The sequence below is a fragment of the Streptomyces sp. NPDC050085 genome, assembly GCF_044460595.1.
Taxonomy (GTDB): domain Bacteria; phylum Actinomycetota; class Actinomycetes; order Streptomycetales; family Streptomycetaceae; genus Streptomyces.
The window spans coordinates 705,811-725,635 of sequence record NZ_JBITJZ010000005.1 but is presented as its reverse complement, the minus strand read 5'-3'; the positions used below and the strand labels follow the sequence as shown (position 1 = coordinate 725,635).

Genomic DNA, 19,825 nt, shown 5'->3' with positions numbered 1-19,825 from the left:
ATACTCACAGGTCGCGCCAGCCGACGATCAGTGCTCGATCACTGCTCGTGGAAACGGACGATCTTGACGAACTCGTCCACGTCCAGCGAGGCGCCGCCGATCAGTGCACCGTCGATGTCGGGCTTGGCCATGATCTCCGCGACGTTGCCCGACTTCACCGAACCGCCGTACTGGATGCGGATCTTGTCGGCCACGTCCTGCGAGTACAGCTCGGCGAGCTTGCCGCGGATCGCCGCGCAGACCTCCTGCGCGTCGTCCGAGCCGCACACCTTGCCGGTGCCGATGGCCCACACCGGCTCGTAGGCGATGACGATGGTCTCGGCCTGCTCGGCGGGCAGGTCCTTGAGGCCGCCCTCGACCTGGCTGAGCGTGTGGGAGACGTGGTTGCCCGCCTCGCGCACGTCGAGCTCCTCGCCGACGCACAGGATCGGGGTCAGGCCGTGCTTGTAGGCGGCCTTCACCTTGGCGTTGACGATCTCGTCGGTCTCGTTGTGGTACTGCCGGCGCTCGGAGTGACCGATCGCGACGTACGTGCACTTGAGCTTGGCGAGCATCGGGCCCGAGATCTCGCCGGTGTAGGCACCGGAGTCCTGCGCCGAGACGTCCTGGGCGCCGTACTTGATCTTGAGCTTGTCGCCGTCGACCAGGGTCTGCACGGAGCGCAGGTCGGTGAAGGGCGGCAGAACGGCGACCTCGACGGCCTCGTAGTCCTTGTCCGCGAGGGCGAAGGCGAGCTTCTGGACGTGGGCGATGGCCTCGAGGTGGTTGAGGTTCATCTTCCAGTTGCCCGCCATCAGCGGCGTACGGGTGGTCATTGAGGGTCAGTCCTCCAGTGCGGCGAGGCCGGGGAGCGTCTTGCCCTCGAGGTATTCGAGGGAGGCGCCGCCACCGGTCGAGATGTGGCCGAATGCGTTCTCGTCGAAGCCCAGGGTACGGACCGCCGCGGCGGAGTCGCCGCCGCCCACCACGGTGAAGCCCGGGGCGTCGATGAGGGCCTGGGCGACCGCCTTGGTGCCCTCGGCGTAGTCGGGGTGCTCGAAGACGCCCATCGGCCCGTTCCAGAACACGGTCTGGGCGTCGGCGAGCTTCGAGGCGTACAGCTTGCGGGTCTCCGGACCGATGTCCAGGCCCTCCTGGTCGGCCGGGATGGCATCCGCGGCGACGGTGGAGGGGTTGGCCGGCGTCTTGCCCTTGAGGTCGGGGAACTCCGTCGACACCAGGACGTCCACCGGCAGCACGAGCTCCACGCCGTTCTGCTCGGCGCGCTTCATGTACTCGGTGACGACCGGGACCTGGTCCTCCTGGAGGAGTGAGATGCCGACCTCGTAGCCCTTGGCCTTGAGGAACGTGTACGCCATGCCACCGCCGATGAGGAGGCGGTCGGCCTTGCCGAGCAGCTGGTCGATGACGGCCAGCTTGTCGGAGACCTTGGCGCCGCCGAGCGCGACCACGTAGGGGCGCTTGACGTCGTCGGTGAGCTTCTTCAGGACGCCGACCTCGGTGGCGATGAGGTAGCCGGCGTAGTGCGGCAGCTGCTTCGGAAGGTCGTACACGGAAGCGTGCTTGCGGTGCACCGCACCGAAACCGTCGCCCACGTAGACATCGGCAAGGGCGGCGAGCCGGTCGGCGAACTCGCCGCGCTCGGTGTCGTCCTTGCTCGTCTCACCGGCGTTGAAGCGCAGGTTCTCGATGACGGCGACCTGGCCCGGCTCGAGGCCGTTCACCGCGTCGTGCGCGGCGGGGCCGACCGTGTCCTGGGCGAACGCGACCGGCTTGCCGAGGAGTTCGGCGAGCCGCTCGGCGGCGGGCAGCAGCGAGAACTGCACGTCCGACGCGCTCTTGGGGCGGCCCAGGTGGGAGGCGACGATGACCTTGGCGCCCGCGTCGGCCAGGGCCTTGACGGTGGGCAGGACGGCGCGGATGCGGCCGTCGTCGGTGATCAGGCCGTCGGCCAGCGGCACATTGAGGTCGGCGCGGACGAACACCCGCTTGCCGTCGACCCCTTCGGCGAGAAGTTCCTCAATCGTCTTCATGACTCGACTCCTTGTGAGGCGTAAGGCTTGAGGCTGGCGTGCTCTGACGTGCAAAGGGCCCGGACTGTCGCGCGGCGTCGCGCGGGTCCGGACCCTTCGCTCACATCTGAGTGCCTTGCTGCTCTAAGACTTTAGAGCTGGCCGCCGACGAAGACCGTCAGGTCCACGAGGCGGTTGGAGTAGCCCCACTCGTTGTCGTACCAGCCGAGGATCTTCACCGTCTTGCCCTCCTGGACCATGGTCAGGGAGGAGTCGAAGGTGCAGGAGGCCGGGTCGCTGACGATGTCCGAGGACACGATCGGGTCCTCGGTGTAGAACAGGATGCCCTTGAGGTCGCCACCGTCGGCGGCCTTCTTGAACGCGGCGTTGACCTCGTCCTTGGTGACCTCGCGCTGCAGCTCCACGACCAGGTCGGTGGCCGAGCCGGTGGGAACCGGGACGCGCATGGCGATGCCGTCCAGCTTGCCCTTCAGCTGCGGGAGCACCAGGGCGGTGGCCTTGGCGGCACCCGTCGTGGTCGGGATGATGTTCTCGGCGGCGGCGCGGGCGCGGCGCAGGTCCGAGTGCGGGAAGTCCAGGATGCGCTGGTCGTTCGTGTACGCGTGGACCGTCGTCATCAGGCCCTTGACGATGCCGAAGTTCTCGTCGAGAACCTTGGCCATCGGCGCCACACAGTTGGTGGTGCACGACGCGTTCGAGATGACGTGGTGGTTGGCCGGCTCGTACTTGTCCTGGTTGACGCCCATCACGATGGTGATGTCCTCGTCCTTGGCCGGAGCCGAGATGAGGACCTTCTTGGCGCCACCGGCGATGTGCTTCTCGGCGTCGGCCTTCTTGGTGAAGATGCCGGTCGACTCGATGACGATGTCGACGCCCAGCTGACCCCAGGGGATGTCGGCGGGGTTGCGCTCGGACAGCACCTTGATGGTGTGACCGTCGACGGTGATGGTGTCCTCGGTGTGCGACACCTCGGCCTTGAGACGGCCCAGGATGGTGTCGTACTTCAGGAGGTGCGCGGTGGTCGCGGTGTCACCAAGGTCGTTGACAGCCACGATCTCGATGTCCGCACCCTGCTCCAGCAGCGCGCGGAAGTAGTTACGACCGATGCGGCCAAAGCCGTTGATGCCTACGCGGATCGTCACGAACCGATCTCCTCGTTGGTACGCCGGAGTTTCGACGCCGGCGAGATTTATTGGGATGTCCCCGACCGCCTCCGACCCTACCTCCCATAAGGGCTCGGGGTGACATCGAGCGTCTTTATGCGGGGCACAGCAGGCCTTACTCACCAGTAACGTACGAGGTTCCGCGTATTTCCCGGGTATTTCGAAGCCGATCACTCGCTAATTGAGCGCGGGGTCATTCTGATGAGCGCGGTGAATGGTGCGGCCGGGCGCAGTTCAGACGCAGTTCGGGCGCACTTCGGGCGCAGTGAAAAGCCGGTGGTCACGCCCTGATGGGCACGACCACCGGCTTTCCGGGGCTATTCCGTGGATGCGGGGGGGGCGGCGGGATGCCGGGGCGGGTCAGCCCGCCAAGTTGTCCGCCATCTCTTCGCTGAGGTCCTCCGCAAGGTCCTCGGCCAGGTCCTCGCCGAGGTTCGACTCCGTGCCGGGGATGCCGAGGTCCTGCGCCCGCTTGTCGGCCATGGCCAGCAGACGGCGGATGCGGCCCGCGACCGCGTCCTTGGTCAACGGCGGGTCGGCGAGCGCGCCCAGCTCCTCCAGGGAGGCCTGCTTGTGCTCCATGCGCAGCCGTCCGGCGGCCGCGAGGTGCTCGGGCACCTCGTCGGCGAGGATCTCCAGGGCGCGCTGCACCCGGGCCCCGGCGGCGACCGCCGCGCGGGCCGAGCGGCGCAGGTTCGCGTCGTCGAAATTGGCGAGGCGGTTGGCCGTGGCGCGGACCTCGCGGCGCATCCGCCGCTCCTCCCAGGCCAGTACCGACTCGTGTGCGCCCATCCGGGTGAGCAGGGCGCCGATCGCGTCGCCGTCACGGACGACCACCCGGTCCACGCCGCGCACCTCGCGGGCCTTCGCGGCGATCGAGAGCCGGCGCGCGGCCCCGACCAGGGCGAGCGCGGCCTCCGGGCCCGGGCAGGTCACCTCGAGCGAGCTGGAGCGCCCGGGCTCGGTGAGCGAGCCGTGGGCCAGGAACGCACCGCGCCAGGCCGCCTCGGCGTCGCAGGTGGCCCCCGAGACCACCTGCGGCGGAAGGCCCCGGATCGGGCGGCCGCGGCCGTCCACCAGGCCTGTCTGGCGCGCCAGTTGGTCGCCGCCCGCGACCACGCGGACGACGAAGCGCGAGCCGCGGCGCAGCCCGCCGGGCGCCATCACGATCAGCTCCGAGCTGTGCCCGAAGATCTCAAGAATGTCGCGCTTGAGCCGCCGTGCGGCCATCGCGGTGTCCAGCTCCGCCTCGATCACGATGCGTCCGCTCACCAGGTGAAGGCCGCCCGCAAACCGCAAAATGGCCGAGACCTCGGCCTTTCTGCAGCAGGTCCGGGTGACGGGGAGCCGGGAGATCTCGTCCTTCACCGCTGCCGTCATCGCCATGGGCCGATCCTTCCATGCATCCGAAAAATACGGTCGTACGCGGCGGCCAACAGCTCCGGATCGTGCCTCGGAGTCCCGTCGGGCCTGGCTACCGGCGCCAGCTCGACCGCGGCACCGAAACGCTCCATGGCGGAGTCGACGAGCTCTTCGCGGTCGGGCACGGCGGCCTCGTCGGCCAGCACCACGTCCAGGGCGAGTTTAGGGGCGTGTCGTCCCAAAACCTCCAAATGACGCTGCGGTGAGAACCCTTCGGTTTCTCCGGGTTGCGGGGCGAGGTTGAGCGAGAGGACCCGGCGGGCCTTCGTCTCGACGAGCGCGTCGAGCAGTTCGGGCACGAGCAGGTGCGGGATCACGGACGAGAACCAGGAGCCGGGACCGAGCACCACCCAGTCCGCGTCGAGCACGGCGGCGACCGCCTCGGGGACGGCCGGCGGGTCGTGCGGCACCACGTGGACGGACTGCACCTCACCGGGTGTGAGGGCGACCGTGGCCTGGCCGCGGACCGTGGTGATGGCGTCCGGGTGCGCCGGGTCGTGGCCCCTGACCAGCGCCTGCAGCTCCAGGGGGACCGCGGACATGGGCAGCACGCGGCCGTGGGCGCCGAGCAGCCTGCCGACGAGGTCGAGGGCCTGGACGTGGTCGCCGAGCTGCTCCCACAGGGCGACGATCAGCAGATTGCCGACCGCGTGCTCGTGCAGGTCGCCCTTGGACTGGAAGCGGTGCTGGATGACGCGGGCCCAGGTCTGGCCCCAGTCGTCGTCGCCGCACAGGGCCGCGAGCGCCTTGCGCAGGTCGCCGGGCGGCAGGACGCCCAGCTCGTCGCGGAGGCGGCCGCTGGAGCCGCCGTCGTCGGCGACCGTGACGACCGCCGTGAGGTCGCCCGTGATGCGGCGCAGCGCGGCCAGCGACGCGGACAGGCCCATGCCCCCGCCGAGGGCGACGACCTTGGGGGTCGCGCCCTTGCGGCGGCTCGGCGGTGCGGACCTGCTGCGCAGCCGGCTGGTGAGCCGCAGCGTACGTCCCGTCATTCGCGGCCCATGTCCCGGTGGACGACCACGGTCTCCACGCCCTGCGCGGCGAGCCGGGCGGCCAGCTTCTCGGAGGTCGCCACGGAGCGGTGCTTGCCTCCGGTGCAGCCGACGGCGATGGTCACGTACCGCTTGCCCTCGCGGCGGTAGCCGGCCGCGATCAGCTGGAGCAGCTCGGTGTAGCGGTCGAGGAACTCCTTGGCGCCGGGCTGCGAGTAGACGTAGTTCGCGACTTCTTCGTTCAGGCCGGTGAAGGGGCGCAGCTCCGGGACCCAGTGCGGGTTCGGCAGGAAGCGCATGTCGACGACGAGGTCGGCGTCGACCGGCAGGCCGTACTTGAAGCCGAACGACATGACGGTGGCCCGCAGTTCGGGCTCCTCCTCGCCCGCGAACTGGGCGTCCATCTTGGCGCGCAGCTCGTGCACGTTCAGGCTGGAGGTGTCGATGACGAGGTCGGCGTCGCCGCGCAGTTCGCGCAGCAACTCGCGCTCGGCGGCGATGCCGTCGACGATGCGGCCGTCGCCCTGCAGGGGGTGCGGGCGGCGCACCGACTCGAAGCGGCGCACCAGGGCCTCGTCGGAGGACTCCAGGAAGACGATGCGGCGCGTGACGTGCTTGGACTCGAGGTCGGCGAGCGACTCCCGGAGGTTGTCGAAGAAGCGTCGTCCTCGTACGTCGACGACCACGGCGATCCGTGCGACGTTGCCCTGCGAGCGGGCGCCGAGCTCCACCATGGTGGGGATCAGCGCGGGCGGCAGGTTGTCCACGACGAACCAGCCGAGGTCCTCCAGACACTTCGCTGCCGTGGAGCGGCCCGCGCCCGACATGCCGGAGATGATCACCAATTCGGGGATGACGGCGTCCGGGACGCCCGAGGTCTCGATGGTCGCGCCTGTGCCGGTACTCACCTGTGCTCCGTGCTCCGGTTGTGCGGGGCTGTCCGCCGTGCCGCTGGTGTCGCTGCTGTCCTGCTCGTGCTCGCTCATGGCTCCTGCCCCCGTTGTTCTTCCGCTGTGCCGCCCGTGGTCGCCGGCGGTGCGGTGTCGTCTTCGTCTTCCATGATCTCTCCGGTGGCCGTGTTCACCGCGGGCGCCACGGGGGCCGCCTGCGCGAAGGCCGCCACGATCGTCTCGGCGGTCTTGCGGCCTATGCCGGGAACCTCGCAGATCTGCTCGATTGTGGCGGACCTGAGCCGCTTCACCGAACCGAAGTGCTTGACCAGCGCCTGTTTGCGCGCATCGCCGAGGCCCGGCACCTCGTCCAGGGGGCCCGCCTTGAAGCGCTTGGCCCGCTTGGTGCGCTGATAGGTGATCGCGAAGCGGTGGGCCTCGTCGCGGACGCGCTGCAGGAGGTACAGGCCCTCGCTGGTGCGGGGCAGCACCACCGGGTCGTCCTCCTCGGGCACCCAGACCTCCTCGAGGCGCTTGGCGAGGCCGCACACCGCGATGTCGTCGATGCCGAGGTCGTCCAGGGCGCGCTGGGCGGCGGCCACCTGCGGCTGGCCGCCGTCGACCACCACGAGCTGCGGCGGGTACGCGAACTTCTTGGGGCGCCCGTCGTCCTCGGTGAGCCGGGACTCCTGCTCGGTCTCGTCGTCCGTCTCGCCGTCGGTCCACTCCCCCGACTTCTCCTGGGCGGCGAGGTAGCGCTTGAAGCGGCGCGTGATCACCTCGTGCATGGAGCGGACGTCGTCCTGGCCCTCGAAGCCCTTGATCTGGAAGCGGCGGTACTCGCTCTTGCGGGCGAGGCCGTCCTCGAAGACCACCATGGACGCGACGACGTCGTCGCCCTGGAGGTGCGAGATGTCGTAGCACTCGATGCGCAGCGGGGCGCTGTCCAGGTCGAGGGCCTCGGCGATCTCCTCCAGCGCGCGCGAGCGCGTGGTGAGGTCGGAGGCCCGCTTGGTCTTGTGCAGGGCCAGCGACTGCTGCGCGTTCCTGTGCACCGTCTCCATGAGGGCCTTCTTGTCCCCGCGCTGCGGGATGCGCAGGGACACGCTCGCCCCGCGGCGCTCGGTGAGCCAGGCCTGGACGGGCTCCAGGGGCTCGGGCAGCGCCGGGACGAGGACCTCCTTGGGGACGGAGTCCCCGGTCTCCTCCCCGTAGAGCTGCTGCAGCGCGTGCTCCACGAGGTCGCCGCTGGTGACGGCCTCGACCTTGTCGGTGACCCAGCCGCGCTGGCCGCGCACGCGCCCGCCTCGTACGTGGAAGATCTGGACGGCGGCCTCCAACTCGTCCTCGGCGAGGGCGATGAGGTCCGCGTCGGTGGCGTCGGCGAGGACGACGGCACTCTTCTCCATGGCCTTCTTCAAGGCCTCGATGTCGTCCCGCAGGCGGGCCGCGCGCTCGTACTCCATCTCTTCGGCGGCGGCCGTCATGTCCTTCTCCAGGCGACGGATGTACGTCCCCGTGCGCCCGGCCATGAAGTCGCAGAACTCCTCGGCCAGTTCGCGGTGTTCGTCCGGGGTGACGCGGCCCACGCAGGGGGCCGAGCACTTGCCGATGTAGCCGAGGAGGCAGGGGCGGCCGGTGCGTGCCGCGTTCTTGAACACGCCCGCGGAGCACGTGCGTACGGGAAAGACGCGCAGCAGGAGGTCCACGGTGTCGCGGATCGCCCACGCGTGCCCGTAAGGACCGAAGTAGCGCACGCCCTTCTTCTTCTGACCGCGCATCACCTGGACCCGCGGGTACTCCTCGTTCATCGTCACCGCGAGGTACGGATAGCTCTTGTCGTCGCGGTACTTGACGTTGAACCGGGGGTCGTACTCCTTGATCCAGGAGTACTCCAGCTGCAGCGCCTCGACCTCCGTGGACACCACCGTCCACTCCACGGAGGCGGCCGTGGTGACCATGGTGCGCGTGCGGGGGTGCAGGTTCGCCAGGTCCTGGAAGTAGTTCGCCAGGCGCTGGCGCAGGCTCTTCGCCTTTCCGACGTAGATCACCCGGCGGTGCTCGTCGCGGAACCTGTACACCCCTGGGGAGTCGGGAATCTGTCCCGGCTTGGGGCGGTAGCTGGAGGGGTCGGCCATGTCAGACACCCTACTGGCGGGGTGTGACAGTTCGGGGTGCCCGGCGCAGGTGGGGCCGGGCACCCCGGGACCGCGGCGGGGTCAGATCCGGCTGCGGCGGCGGTACAGGGCGAGGCCGCTCAGGCCCAGGGCCACCGCGGCTCCGGCGCCGGCCACTGCGGAGGCCGCGGTGACGGGGCCGCGTGCCCCTTCGCCCGCGGCCCGGCCCCGGCCGTCACCGGCGGACGGCTGTCCGTAGCCGCCTGCCGCACCCTTCTTGGCGTAGGCGGAGCCGGGCAGCTTGTCGCCGTAGGCCCTGGCGACCCGGGAACGGTAGGCGGTGAGCGAGATGCCGTCGCGGCCGACGGCCCGTACCGCGTCCGCGTCGAGAGGCACTACGCGCGCGTGCCCTGCCACGTACCAGGCGTTGATCTGCGGTTCCTGGAAGACCGTGCCGCCCGGCATCTTCTGCTGCCCGAGTGTCGCGTACCGGATCTCGTCGTCTCCGGAGGCGATGTTGACCACCTTCCAGGTGCCCTGTTGTTCGACGGTCCACAGGGATGCTTTCTGGCCGTCCGAAGACACCGCCTTGGAGGCGAGGAATTCCAGCTCGGCGATATCCGCTCCCTTCTTGCCCGCGACGAAATCGCGAGACAAGTAGTAGACGGGTACGGCGCTTTCGCCTTCTATGCGGGGCGCGGCGGCCGCTCTGGTGACCGCACCGTCGCGGGCGAAGAAGCGGGAGAGCGTGTTCAGTGCGCCCGGTGTCGTCGCCGCGTCGTGGGCCGCCACGCGCGCGTGGGCGGGCACGGGCGGGGGCTCCGCCGCCGCGTACGGGGCCGCGAGGCCGAGCAGGAGGGCCGCGCCGGTGCCGGCGAGCGCGGGGGCAGTGATCCGTCGTCGCATCGCGCTCACGCCCCGATCCGGTACAGCGAGTGGGTCCAGGAGAACGAGTTGTTGCTGATGTACCAGTCGTGGGACGCCCAGTTGTAGCGGTCGTTCGAGGGCCAGGGATCGCCCCAGTAGACCCAGCTGTTCGCGTCGTCGTAGCCGTACAGGACGTGCATGTGGCCACCGCCGCTTGACCATTGGATGCGGGTCTCGACGGGGCGGTTCGCGTTGATCTCCGTCTGTACGGTCGAGTAGCGCAGCCAACCGGTCACGTACGAACCGGGGTTGATGCCCGCCCAGGACAGACCGTCCTGCACATTGCCGAGCGTGGCCTGGTAGTTGGGGCACTCGCTGCCCTGGGAGCGGCCGAAGGCGGCGTTGCAGAACTGGTTCTGCGAATAGCCTCGGCCGAACCAGGTGGCGATGGTGTTGCCGCTGGCGGCCCAGCACCAGTTGGTCTTCTGCTGCGCCTGCATGGTGATGTTCAGGCGCTTGGTGGCGAGGGCCGAGGTGTCGTCGGCGTGCGCGCCGGCGGTCGGCAGGGTCAGGGCCGCCGTCGCCGTGACCGCGAGGGCGGCCAGGCGAAGGCGTCTGCGGCGGGTGGCGCCTGTTCGTGGTCGGGTGTTCGTGCTGCGCATCGCGGTCCTCCCGAAGCGGGGTTCAAAGACAGGCTCTGAGGGGTGGAGGAGCGCGTCCGGACGCGATGACGAGCATTGAGCCTTGTCGAGTGCAGGTCAACACGCTTCAATGCCGGGTGACTTGGAGCGGTGAACGACGTCGTACGGATGTGAACAACTCACGTACAGCGACCAGCCGCCCCACTCCGACCGGCGCGAACGCCGTGGTCCGGCGATGTGAATGTTCACAGCGGCCGCCCACGCGCGGGGCGCGACAAGCAGGAGGCCCGGATGCGGCTCGGCGAACGGCACAAGGAACCCGGCGAACGACACCAGAAGGCGGACCGGACCCCGACCTTGGAAGCGGCCCTGCGCACCGGACCGTTCCACCTCGCCCTGCGGGCCGCGATCGCCGCACGGCGCCTGCCGCTGCACCGGGTGCAGCACCATCTGTCGCGCCAGGGCATCAAGGTCGGTGTGACAAGCCTCAGTTACTGGCAGCAGGGCGCGCGGCGCCCGCAGCGCCCCGAGTCGATGCGGGCCGTACGCGCCCTTGAAGAGATCCTCGAACTGCCCGACGAGTCACTGATCCGGCTGCTCGGCCCGGCCGAGCACACCGCCACGCCGGGACGCCCGGCGGCCCGCTCCTACCGCTCCCTCGTCGAGGCGTCCGGCGTCCTGGAGCGGCTGCTCGGCGAACTGGAGTCGCCGCTGGACGGCGGCCTGCACACCGTCGGCCACCATGAGCGGGTGCGGATCGGCCCGCGCCGGGAGCTGCTCGGCCGGGATTCCCAGCACATCGTGCGAGCGCACCGCGACGGCGTGGACCGCTACGTGGCCATCCACCACGGCGACCCCGGGTGCTCGCCCGGCGAGGTGGCGGTGCACGCCATGGAGAACTGCCGCACGGGGCGGGTGCGTTGGGACGACGGAACCGGCGTCATGGTCGCGGAACTCCTCTTCGACACCCGGCTGCGGGCCGGTGACACCCATCTGTTCCGCTACGGCTTCGAGGACGGCACCGCGGGCGCCTCGACCGAGTACGTCCGCGGGTTCAGCTTCGCCGGTGGGCAGTACGCGCTCCAGGTGCGCTTCGCCGACGACGCCCTGCCCGTGCGCTGCCACCGCTTCGCCCAGCAGTCGACGGCCGCGCCGCGCGCCGGGCGGCAGGAACTGACCCTGAGCGGGCACCACCGGTCGGTGCACGTGGTGGAGCCGCAGGTGCGGGCGGGGCTGCTCGGGATCGGCTGGGACTGGGACTGAGCAGGGTGAGCGCTACTTCTTCGGGCCCGCGACGATCTTGCCGCCCTCGACCTTCACCGACAACTCCTCCAGCGGCACCGTCGCCGGGGCGTGCAGCACCTTGCCCGTGACGGCGTCGAACTTGCTGCCGTGGCAGTTGCACGTCAGCTCCGTGCCCTTCAGCATCGCGATCGGGCAGCCCGCGTGGGTGCAGATCGTGCTGAACGCCTTGTACTGACCGCCCTGGGTGCGGCTGACAACGACGTGCTCGTCCCTGAAGAGCTTCGCCCCGCCCCCGGGCACCTCGTCGGCCGCACCCAGGTCCACCGGGGCAGTGGGCGCCGCGGCCACCTCGCCGGGTCCGGCGGAACAGGCGGTCAGTCCGAGCCCGGCCGTCCCCGCGACGGCTGCGCCGCGCAGGGCGGTGCGACGGGAGATGCGGGACGGGGTCGTGCCGGACATCGGAACTCCAGAGGGGCGCTGCCCCGGGGCAGGGGGCAAAGGGCAGAGGGCAGAGGGCAGAGGGCAGAGGGCAGAGGGCAGAGGGCAGAGGGCAGAGGGCAGAGGGCAGAGGGCAGAGGGCAGAGGGCAGAGGGGCGAGGGGGAACACAGGCGGAACACAGGCGGAACAGGGGTGCAGATCAGACGATACCGGCGAGGAATCGGGCGCCCCGTGGGGCCCCTGCGATCGCGGATACGCTGCCCGGTCCCCCGCCCGACGTGCCCGTGTCGGCGGTATACGTGCCCGCATCGGGGAGGGGTGCTGCTCCGCGAGACCGGACGTTCTAGCCTGCCTTCGGCACTTGCTGGGTCCGCCCGCCGAGCCCTCCGCACGGCCCGCCCGCCCGTCAATCCCGCTCGTCCCGCCTGACCTGCCTGACCCGTCCGTCCCATCCATCCCGTCCATCCCGTCCGCCCCGTCCGAGAGGAAGCACCGTGATCGTCGTCGCCGGAGAGGCCCTGATCGACCTCGTCCCGCAGGTCGTGGTTCCGGGAGACGCGGTCCCCGGGGACGGCGATGATCGTCCCGGTCGGGCCCGCTCCGCCGCCGGCCCACTGCCCGCTCTCGCGCCCCGTCTCGGCGGCGGCCCCTACAACACGGCGGTGGCCCTCGGCCGGCTCGGCTCCCCCGTCGCCTTCTGCTCGCGGGTCTCCCGCGACCCGTTCGGCGAAGCGTTGCTCGACGGGCTGCGCTCGGCGGGCGTGGACGTGTCCCCCGTGCAGCGGGGCGACGAGCCGACGACCCTCGCCGTCGCCTCCATCGGCGCGGACGGCTCGGCCGGCTACTCCTTCTACATGGAGGGAACCGCCGACCGCCTCTTCGCGGTCCCGGACACACTTCCCGCGGCCACGCGTGCGGTGTCGTTCGGCACCTGCTCACTGATCCTTGAGCCGGGGGCAACCGCGTACGAAGAGCTGATGCGCTCGGCCTCCTCCCAGGGCGTGTTCACCGCACTCGACCCGAACATCCGGGCCGGCCTGATCGCCGACGCGGACTCCTACCGCGCCCGCTTCAAGAGCTGGCTGCCGTCCACCACCCTTCTCAAGCTCTCCGAGGAGGATGCCCAGTGGCTCGGTGGTACGCCTCAGGAGTGGCTTGCCTCCGGGCCCGCCGCCGTGGTGGTCACCCGTGGCGGAGAGGGGCTCACCGCCTTCACCAGGGGCGGCGGCGTGTACTCCGTACCGGGCGAGCGGGTGGACGTCGTGGACACGATCGGCGCGGGCGACACCGTCAACGCGGCGCTGCTGCACGGCCTTTCCCAGCAGAACGCCCTGTCCGCCACGGGAGTCGCGGGCCTGGAGGGGGACGGTTGGGCACGGCTGCTGCGGTTCTCGGCGCACGCGGCGGCGATCACCTGCTCGCGGGAGGGCGCGGAGCCCCCGTTCGCCTCCGAGCTCGGGGCCCTGTGACCGGCGCACGCTCGCCCCGGCCGCACCGCCCGGCGCGGCCTCACCCCTGAACTGCGCGCAGCGCCCCCGGCTTTCGGCCGTTGAGCCGGTCCAGGGCCGCCGCCGTGGCATCGTCGGCGGGAAGGTGGACCAGGATCGTCTGGGCGTCCGCGTCGGGCAGGGACAGCGCCTCGTGAGCCAGCCGCAGCGGGCCGACCTCGGGGTGGGCCACCAGGTCGTGCCCTCTGCGCCGGGGCAGGGTGGGCGCGGCGGCCATCCGCTCGGCGAAGGGCGCCCCGGCCGTGACGGTCAACTCGTCCACGAGCGCCGCGACGTGCGGGTCGGGCAGCGGTGCTCCTTGCCGGAACCGGGCGACCTGGTCGTCGGCGACCGCGTCCCAGTCGGGGTAGACCGCGCGGGCGCGCTCGTCCGTGAACAAGTACCGCACGACGTTCGGTCGCTCGGCGTCCAGAATGCCGAGAGGGGCGGCGAACCGGGCGTATCCCTCGGTGTGGGCGAGGATGTCGCCGACCCAGTTCACCAGGACCGCCGGAGTCGGCTCCAGCCGCCGCAGGAGCGCCTGGACCGTGGGCCGCACCGAGTCCGAGGGCGCCGTGGCACCGGAGCAGAACACGGCGTCCGCCCCGCTGGCCTTGGAGAGACGGCGCAGCAGCATGCGCTCGTCCGTGTCGAACCGCAGCGCGTCGGCCAACGCGCCGAGGACCGAGGCCGACGGGTTGCGGTCACGGCCCTGCTCGAGCCGGGTGAGGTACTCCACGCTGATCCCGGCGAGCGTGGCCAGCTCGGAGCGGCGCAGACCGGGGGTGCGGCGGCGCGGCCCGGTGGGCAGGCCCACGTCGGCCGGCGCGACGGCCTCTCGGCGCGTGCGCAGGAAAGCGCCCAACTCGTTGTCGGTCACCTCCTGAACGTACCAATGGGTCAGGCACCGGATCGTGGCCCTGTCACTACCAGTCTTGACTCGGCCTTCCTCGCCCCGCGGCGTGGGCACAGGGTGGAGGCATGACCAACGACAACTCCCTGACCACGACGACCACTTCGACCGCCGCGCTGCCGCTCGCGTCCGGGGCCTGGACGCTGGACCCGCTGCACTCGGCCGTGAACTTCACGATCCGGCACCTGGGCATCGCGAAGGTGCGCGGCCGCTTCGCGGACGTGCAGGCGGATCTGTACGTGGGCGAGGCCTTGGCCGATGTCCGGGTGTCGGCCACCATCGCGCTCGCCTCGATCGACACGGGCAACGCCGATCGTGACGCCCACACCCGCTCCGCGGATCTGCTGGATGTGGAGCGCCGCCCGACCATGACCTTCCGCTCGGTCGGGGTGAGCGGTGCGGCGGAGGACTGGTCGCTGGAAGGCGAGTTGACCATCGGCGAGGTGACCCGTCCGGTGACGCTCGACGTGGAGTTCGGCGGGGTCGTCGATGTGCCGGTGGACGGGAGCCGGCACGCCGGGTTCGAGGCGACGGGGGAGATCCGGCGCAGTGACTTCGGGCTCGATTTCGGCGCGGGCCTGCTCGGTGATGTTGTCAAGATTCAACTGGACATGCAGTTCGTGGAGCCTCGTGAACCGCAGGGCCAGGCTGGCTGATCAGTGAACGCACGGCGCCCCACGGGGAGTTCCCGCGGGGCGCAGATTTTTTCACGGAGCGTGACGGCGCAGTCGCGCCGGACGGCTCGGCCCTGACATGGGCCGAGCCGTCCGCCTGCGTCAGGCCTTGCGGGCCCGGCCGGCCGTCTTCTTGGCGGCGGTCTTCGTCGCCGCGGCCTTGGCGGGCGTCGCCTTCTTCGTCGCCGAAGTGGCCTTCTTCGCGGCCGACTTGGTGGCTGTCGGCTTGGTGGCCGCCGTCTTGGCCGTGGCTGCCGTCTTGGCTGTGGCCGTCTTCTTGGCCGGGGCCTTGGTGGCCGCCACCGTCTTCTTCGCCACGGACTTGCGGCTGCGGGCCGCCGGCACCGCCGCGTCGCTGACCCGGTCGGCGCCGAGGATGTCGCGCAGGAACTTGCCGGTGTGGCTGGCCGGTACGGACGCGACCTGCTCCGGGGTGCCCTCGGCGATGACGAGGCCACCGCCGCTGCCGCCCTCGGGGCCCATGTCGACGACCCAGTCCGCGGTCTTGATGACGTCGAGGTTGTGCTCGATGACGATGACCGAGTTGCCCTTGTCGACCAGGCCGGAGAGCACCGTGATGAGCTTGCTGATGTCCTCGAAGTGCAGACCGGTCGTCGGCTCGTCGAGTACGTAGACGGTGCGTCCCGTGGAACGCTTCTGCAGCTCGCTGGCCAGCTTCACGCGCTGCGCCTCACCGCCGGACAGGGTCGGCGCGGACTGCCCGAGACGGACGTAGCCGAGGCCCACGTCGTTCAGCGTCCGCAAGTGGCGGGCGATGCCGGGAACGGCCTCGAAGAAGGCGAGGGCCTCCTCGATCGGCATGTCCAGGACCTCGGCGATGGACTTGCCCTTGTAGTGGACGTCCAGGGTCTCCCGGTTGTAACGCGCGCCGTGGCAGACCTCGCACGGGACGTACACGTCCGGCAGGAAGTTCATCTCGATCTTGATCGTGCCGTCACCCGAGCAGTTCTCGCAGCGGCCGCCCTTGACGTTGAAGGAGAAGCGGCCCGGCAGATAACCGCGGACCTTCGCCTCGGTGGTCTCGGCGAACAGCTTGCGGACGTGGTCGAAGACTCCGGTGTACGTCGCCGGGTTCGACCGCGGCGTACGGCCGATCGGCGACTGGTCGACGTGCACGACCTTGTCGACCAGGTCGTCGCCCTCCACGCGCGTGTGGCGGCCGGGGACGGAACGCGCCCCGTTCAACTCCCGTGCCAGGTGCGTGTACAGGATGTCGTTGACCAGGGTGGACTTGCCGGATCCCGAGACGCCGGTGACGGCCGTGAGGACGCCGAGCGGGAAGGACACGTCGATGTCCCGCAGGTTGTTCTCCTTGGCGCCGTGCACGGTCAGGCGACGCGTCGGGTCCACCGGGCGCCTGATGTCCGGCAGCGGGATGGCCTTCTTGCCCGACAGGTACTTGCCCGTCATCGACTCGTCGTTGGTCAGCAGCTCCTTCAAGGGGCCGCTGTGCACGACCTTGCCGCCGTGCTCGCCCGCGCCGGGGCCGATGTCGACGACCCAGTCGGCGACCTTGATGGTGTCCTCGTCGTGCTCGACCACGATGAGCGTGTTGCCCATGTCGCGCAGTCGGACGAGGGTCTCGATCAGCCGGTGGTTGTCCCGCTGGTGCAGGCCGATCGACGGCTCGTCGAGGACGTACAGGACGCCGACCAGTCCGGAGCCGATCTGTGTGGCGAGGCGGATGCGCTGGGCCTCGCCGCCGGAGAGGGTGCCCGCCGCCCTGTTCAGCGACAGGTAGTCGAGGCCCACGTCGACGAGGAAGCGGAGCCGCTCGTTGACCTCCTTCAGGACGCGCTCGGCGATCTTCTTGTCGCGCGCGTTCAGCGTGAGCTTGGCCAGGAAGTCGGCGCAGTCGCTGATGGACATGGCCGAGACCTCGGCGATCGACTTCTCCATGACCGTGACGGCCAGGACGATCGGCTTGAGGCGCGTGCCCTCACAGGTGGGGCAGGGCACCTCGCGCATGTAGCCCTCGAAGCGCTCGCGGCTGGCGTCCGACTCGGCCTCGCCGTGGCGGCGCTTCACGAACGGCACGGCGCCCTCGAAGGGCGTCGTGTACACGCGCTCCCGCCCGTACCGGTTGCGGTAGCGGACCTCGATCTGGGTCTTGTGGCCGAAGATCAGCGCCTTCTTGGCGCGCTGCGGCAGACCCGCGAACGGGATGTCCGTACGGAAGCCGAGGGCGTCGGCGAGCGCCCCGATGAGGCGGCCGAAGTAGTCCTTGGTGTGGCCGTGCGACCACGGGTGGATGGCGCCCTCGTCGAGCGACTTGTCCTCGTCCGGGACGATCAGCTCGGGGTCGACCTCCATGCGCGTGCCGATGCCCGAGCAGTCGGGGCAGGCGCCGAAGGGCGAGTTGAACGAGAAGGAGCGGGGCTCCAGCTCTTCGAAGGACAGGTCGTCGTACGCGCAGTACAGGTGCTCCGAGTACATGCGCTCGCGCTCCGGGTCGTCCTCGGGGAGGTCAACGAAGTCGAGCACGACCATGCCGCCGGACAGACCGAGCGCGGTCTCCACCGAGTCGGTCAGGCGGCGCTTGGCGGAGTCCTTCACCGTGAGGCGGTCGATGACCACCTCGATGGTGTGCTTCTCCTGCTTCTTCAGGGTCGGCGGCTCGGACAGTTGGATCGTCTGGCCGTCCACGCGCGCGCGGGAGTAGCCCTTGGTCTGCAGGTCGGCGAAGAGGTCGACGAATTCGCCCTTGCGCTCGCGCACCAGCGGCGAGAGCACCTGGAAGCGGCTGCCCTCGGGCAGCTCCAGGACCTTGTCGACGATGGCCTGCGGCGACTGGCGCGCGATGGGACGGCCGCACTCGGGGCAGTGCGGCTTGCCGATGCGTGCGAAGAGCAGGCGCAGGTAGTCGTAGACCTCGGTGATGGTGCCGACCGTGGAGCGCGGGTTGCGCGAGGTCGACTTCTGGTCGATCGAGACGGCCGGCGAGAGACCCTCGATGAAGTCGACGTCCGGCTTGTCCATCTGGCCGAGGAACTGGCGGGCGTACGAGGACAGCGACTCGACGTACCGGCGCTGCCCCTCGGCGAAGATCGTGTCGAACGCGAGCGAGGACTTGCCGGAGCCGGACAGACCCGTGAAGACGATGAGGGAGTCGCGCGGCAGGTCGAGCGAGACATTCCGGAGATTGTGCTCGCGCGCGCCACGGACGATGAGACGGTCGGCCACGCCGGTCCGCACCTTTCTGGAGAGAAGTGACAGGGGCGGGGCCCCCGTCCCCCGAGGTCTGACCTCCCGAGGGCGACCCTGGAGAAGTCCTGAGAAGACTGCTGTTTCGAAGAGTAGGGGGAGCCACTGACAGCGCCGGTTGGTTTCCCTGGTTGGTAACAAACCCGGACCATCAAGAATGCCCGACGCCGCCATCGACCTTATAGCACGTACATTCGATTTAGGCGCAAGGTCGGCCACCTTCACCCGAACGTGTGGCGGGGATATCGTCGGCGCCATGAGTGATCATGTGCGCGACCTGGTGTCTGTACGCGAAGCGACCGACCGGCTGCTGGCCGCGGTCAGCACCCTGGACAACGCCGCCACGGCCGAGCCGTCACGGCTTCCTGGCTGGAGCCGTGGCCATGTGCTCGCCCACCTCGCCCGCAACGCGGACGCGCTCGTCAACGTCCTCGTCGGCCGCCCCATGTACGTGAGCGCCGAGGCACGCGACGCCGACATCGAGCGGGACGCCCCGCGCGACCTGCGCACGCAGGTCGACGACGTGCACGAGAGCGCGGAGCGCTTCCAGGCCGTGGGGGCCGAGGACGCGGACTGGTCGCGCACGGTGGAGCTGCGCAACGGCGTGAAGGACACCGTCTCCAATGTGCCGTTCCGGCGCTGGATCGAGGTCGAGCTGCACCACGTCGACCTCGGGATCGGCTACGAGCTGGAGGACCTCTCCGAGGAGTTCACCCAGCGGGAGATCAACTTCCTGGCCCGGCGCTTCCGCGACCATCCGGGCCTGCCGCCGCTGCTCATCAAGCAGGACGACGGCCGCATGATCTCCACGGGGGCGGTGCAGTCCCCCTCCGTTGCCGAGATCGAGGACGGCGCGGTCCCTCCGCTCGGCACCGTCGTCACCGGCCGTCAGGCGGACCTCCTGGGCTGGCTCTCGGGCCGCAGGGACGGCGCCGCCCTGTCCACCGACCGAGGCCCTCTGCCCGCCCTGCCCCCTCTGTAGAACGGATTAGGCTGAACCCATGACGTACAGCGGAGCGGTGAAGGTCGGCGGCCCGGCGGACGTGCACGAGTTGCAGGACCTGATGATCTCCAAGGTCGCGGTCGGGGCGATGAACAACAACGCCTATCTGCTGCGATGCCGGGCGACCGACCAGCAGTTGCTCATCGATGCGGCGGCCGAGGCGGGGACGCTGCTCCGCCTCATCGGCGACGACGGCATCGCGGGCGTCGTCACCACGCACCGCCACGGGGACCACTGGCAGGCCCTCGCCGAGGTCGTGGCGGCCACGGGCGCGCGCACGTACGCGGGGCGCTACGACGTCGAGGGAATCCCGGTGGCCACGGACGTCGCCGTCGCCGACGGGGACACGATCGAGGTCGGCCGGATCACGCTCACGGCCCGCCACCTGGTCGGCCACACGCCCGGCTCCATCGCCCTGGTCTACGACGACCCGCACGGGCACCCGCACGTCTTCACCGGCGACTGCCTGTTCCCTGGCGGCGTCGGCAACACGTGGAAGGACCCCGAGGCGTTCGCGAGCCTCATCGACGACGTGGAGTCGAAGATCTTCGGTCCGCTCCCGGACGAGACGTGGGTCTATCCGGGGCACGGCAACGACACGACGCTGGGGGCGGAGCGACCGCACCTTCAGGAGTGGCGCGCTCGGGGCTGGTGACCTACGGGGGCCCGACGTGAACCACAGGCCCTTGTAGGCCAACAACCGGTCCGCGGGCG

Annotated in this window: 17 protein-coding genes; 5 read left to right on the top strand and 12 right to left on the bottom strand. The window is 70.2% G+C overall.

Features of this window, described 5'->3' with window-relative positions:
- Positions 1-38 precede the first annotated feature (38 nt).
- The 9 genes from tpiA to ACIBUY_RS22925 all read right to left on the bottom strand — a co-directional run bounded on the left by tpiA (position 39) and on the right by ACIBUY_RS22925 (position 10,146).
- Positions 39-815 (bottom strand): triose-phosphate isomerase, encoded by a 777-nt coding sequence (tpiA, locus tag ACIBUY_RS22965; RefSeq protein ID WP_365569838.1) that lies wholly within the window; start codon positions 813-815, stop codon positions 39-41.
- A 6-nt stretch (positions 816-821) separates the two neighbouring features.
- A complete protein-coding gene (locus ACIBUY_RS22960; protein WP_365569835.1) occupies positions 822-2,033 on the bottom strand; it encodes a phosphoglycerate kinase in 1,212 nt (403 codons plus the stop codon).
- Between the two features lie 131 nt (positions 2,034-2,164).
- Complete coding sequence (gene gap, locus ACIBUY_RS22955) at positions 2,165-3,175, bottom strand: type I glyceraldehyde-3-phosphate dehydrogenase (RefSeq protein ID WP_365569832.1); 1,011 nt, start codon at positions 3,173-3,175, stop codon at positions 2,165-2,167.
- Between the two features lie 381 nt (positions 3,176-3,556).
- Positions 3,557-4,582: a DNA-binding protein WhiA gene (whiA, locus tag ACIBUY_RS22950; RefSeq protein WP_365569829.1), complete on the bottom strand. Its 1,026-nt coding sequence runs from the start codon at positions 4,580-4,582 to the stop codon at positions 3,557-3,559.
- Complete coding sequence (gene yvcK, locus ACIBUY_RS22945; RefSeq protein ID WP_365569826.1) at positions 4,573-5,610, bottom strand: uridine diphosphate-N-acetylglucosamine-binding protein YvcK; 1,038 nt, start codon at positions 5,608-5,610, stop codon at positions 4,573-4,575. Before yvcK ends, whiA begins: the two co-directional genes overlap by 10 nt.
- Positions 5,607-6,596 (bottom strand): RNase adapter RapZ, encoded by a 990-nt coding sequence (gene rapZ / locus ACIBUY_RS22940; RefSeq protein WP_365569823.1) that lies wholly within the window; start codon positions 6,594-6,596, stop codon positions 5,607-5,609. Before rapZ ends, yvcK begins: the two co-directional genes overlap by 4 nt.
- Positions 6,593-8,638 carry an excinuclease ABC subunit UvrC gene (gene uvrC, locus ACIBUY_RS22935; RefSeq protein ID WP_365569820.1) on the bottom strand — a complete coding sequence of 682 codons (2,046 nt, stop codon included), beginning with the start codon at positions 8,636-8,638 and terminating at the stop codon, positions 6,593-6,595. The genes rapZ and uvrC overlap by 4 nt, the downstream gene beginning before the upstream one ends.
- Positions 8,639-8,719: 81 nt before the next feature.
- Positions 8,720-9,523 carry a hypothetical protein gene (locus tag ACIBUY_RS22930; protein WP_399153502.1) on the bottom strand — a complete coding sequence of 268 codons (804 nt, stop codon included), beginning with the start codon at positions 9,521-9,523 and terminating at the stop codon, positions 8,720-8,722.
- Between the two features lie 5 nt (positions 9,524-9,528).
- A complete protein-coding gene (locus ACIBUY_RS22925; protein ID WP_365569814.1) occupies positions 9,529-10,146 on the bottom strand; it encodes a papain-like cysteine protease family protein in 618 nt (205 codons plus the stop codon).
- A 270-nt stretch (positions 10,147-10,416) separates the two neighbouring features.
- On the opposite strand from ACIBUY_RS22925, the gene ACIBUY_RS22920 reads away from it, so the two are divergent.
- The gene (locus ACIBUY_RS22920) at positions 10,417-11,388 is read left to right on the top strand and encodes a hypothetical protein (protein WP_365569811.1); all 972 of its coding nucleotides are present in this window, start codon (positions 10,417-10,419) and stop codon (positions 11,386-11,388) included.
- A gap of 12 nt (positions 11,389-11,400) precedes the next feature.
- On the opposite strand, the gene ACIBUY_RS22915 is transcribed toward ACIBUY_RS22920, so the two are convergent.
- Positions 11,401-11,829: a Rieske 2Fe-2S domain-containing protein gene (locus tag ACIBUY_RS22915; RefSeq protein ID WP_399153474.1), complete on the bottom strand. Its 429-nt coding sequence runs from the start codon at positions 11,827-11,829 to the stop codon at positions 11,401-11,403.
- 474 nt (positions 11,830-12,303) lie between these two features.
- Here ACIBUY_RS22915 and ACIBUY_RS22910 point away from each other — a divergent pair, with 474 nt between their 5' ends.
- The gene (locus ACIBUY_RS22910) at positions 12,304-13,278 is read left to right on the top strand and encodes a carbohydrate kinase (RefSeq protein ID WP_399153473.1); all 975 of its coding nucleotides are present in this window, start codon (positions 12,304-12,306) and stop codon (positions 13,276-13,278) included.
- A gap of 40 nt (positions 13,279-13,318) precedes the next feature.
- On the opposite strand, the gene ACIBUY_RS22905 is transcribed toward ACIBUY_RS22910, so the two are convergent.
- On the bottom strand, positions 13,319-14,176 hold the full coding sequence (locus ACIBUY_RS22905; protein WP_365569802.1) for a helix-turn-helix transcriptional regulator: 858 nt from the start codon (positions 14,174-14,176) through the stop codon (positions 13,319-13,321).
- Positions 14,177-14,277: 101 nt separating this feature from the next.
- Between ACIBUY_RS22905 and ACIBUY_RS22900 the strand changes: the two genes are divergently transcribed.
- Positions 14,278-14,865 (top strand): YceI family protein, encoded by a 588-nt coding sequence (locus ACIBUY_RS22900; RefSeq protein WP_365569799.1) that lies wholly within the window; start codon positions 14,278-14,280, stop codon positions 14,863-14,865.
- 120 nt (positions 14,866-14,985) lie between these two features.
- Here ACIBUY_RS22900 and uvrA read toward each other — a convergent pair whose 3' ends face one another.
- A complete protein-coding gene (gene uvrA, locus ACIBUY_RS22895) occupies positions 14,986-18,087 on the bottom strand; it encodes an excinuclease ABC subunit UvrA (RefSeq protein WP_365569796.1) in 3,102 nt (1,033 codons plus the stop codon).
- Positions 18,088-18,364: 277 nt separating this feature from the next.
- On the opposite strand from uvrA, the gene ACIBUY_RS22890 reads away from it, so the two are divergent.
- A complete protein-coding gene (locus ACIBUY_RS22890; RefSeq protein WP_399153472.1) occupies positions 18,365-19,090 on the top strand; it encodes a maleylpyruvate isomerase family mycothiol-dependent enzyme in 726 nt (241 codons plus the stop codon).
- A 19-nt stretch (positions 19,091-19,109) separates the two neighbouring features.
- A complete protein-coding gene (locus tag ACIBUY_RS22885) occupies positions 19,110-19,766 on the top strand; it encodes an MBL fold metallo-hydrolase (protein ID WP_365569790.1) in 657 nt (218 codons plus the stop codon).
- The last annotated feature ends 59 nt before the right edge of the window (positions 19,767-19,825 follow it).

Excerpts from the sequence above, each read along its gene's own strand:
- tpiA (WP_365569838.1), bottom strand. The coding sequence starts at position 815 with ATGACCACCCGTACGCCGCTGATGGCGGGCAACTGGAAGATGAACCTC.
- ACIBUY_RS22960 (WP_365569835.1), bottom strand. The coding sequence starts at position 2,033 with ATGAAGACGATTGAGGAACTTCTCGCCGAAGGGGTCGACGGCAAGCGG.
- whiA (WP_365569829.1), bottom strand. The coding sequence starts at position 4,582 with ATGGCGATGACGGCAGCGGTGAAGGACGAGATCTCCCGGCTCCCCGTC.
- yvcK (WP_365569826.1), bottom strand. The coding sequence starts at position 5,610 with ATGACGGGACGTACGCTGCGGCTCACCAGCCGGCTGCGCAGCAGGTCC.
- rapZ (WP_365569823.1), bottom strand. The coding sequence starts at position 6,596 with ATGAGCGAGCACGAGCAGGACAGCAGCGACACCAGCGGCACGGCGGAC.
- uvrC (WP_365569820.1), bottom strand. The coding sequence starts at position 8,638 with ATGGCCGACCCCTCCAGCTACCGCCCCAAGCCGGGACAGATTCCCGAC.
- ACIBUY_RS22930 (WP_399153502.1), bottom strand. The coding sequence starts at position 9,523 with ATGCGACGACGGATCACTGCCCCCGCGCTCGCCGGCACCGGCGCGGCC.
- ACIBUY_RS22925 (WP_365569814.1), bottom strand. The coding sequence starts at position 10,146 with ATGCGCAGCACGAACACCCGACCACGAACAGGCGCCACCCGCCGCAGA.
- ACIBUY_RS22920 (WP_365569811.1), top strand. The coding sequence starts at position 10,417 with ATGCGGCTCGGCGAACGGCACAAGGAACCCGGCGAACGACACCAGAAG.
- ACIBUY_RS22915 (WP_399153474.1), bottom strand. The coding sequence starts at position 11,829 with ATGTCCGGCACGACCCCGTCCCGCATCTCCCGTCGCACCGCCCTGCGC.
- ACIBUY_RS22900 (WP_365569799.1), top strand. The coding sequence starts at position 14,278 with ATGACCAACGACAACTCCCTGACCACGACGACCACTTCGACCGCCGCG.
- ACIBUY_RS22890 (WP_399153472.1), top strand. The coding sequence starts at position 18,365 with ATGAGTGATCATGTGCGCGACCTGGTGTCTGTACGCGAAGCGACCGAC.
- ACIBUY_RS22885 (WP_365569790.1), top strand. The coding sequence starts at position 19,110 with ATGACGTACAGCGGAGCGGTGAAGGTCGGCGGCCCGGCGGACGTGCAC.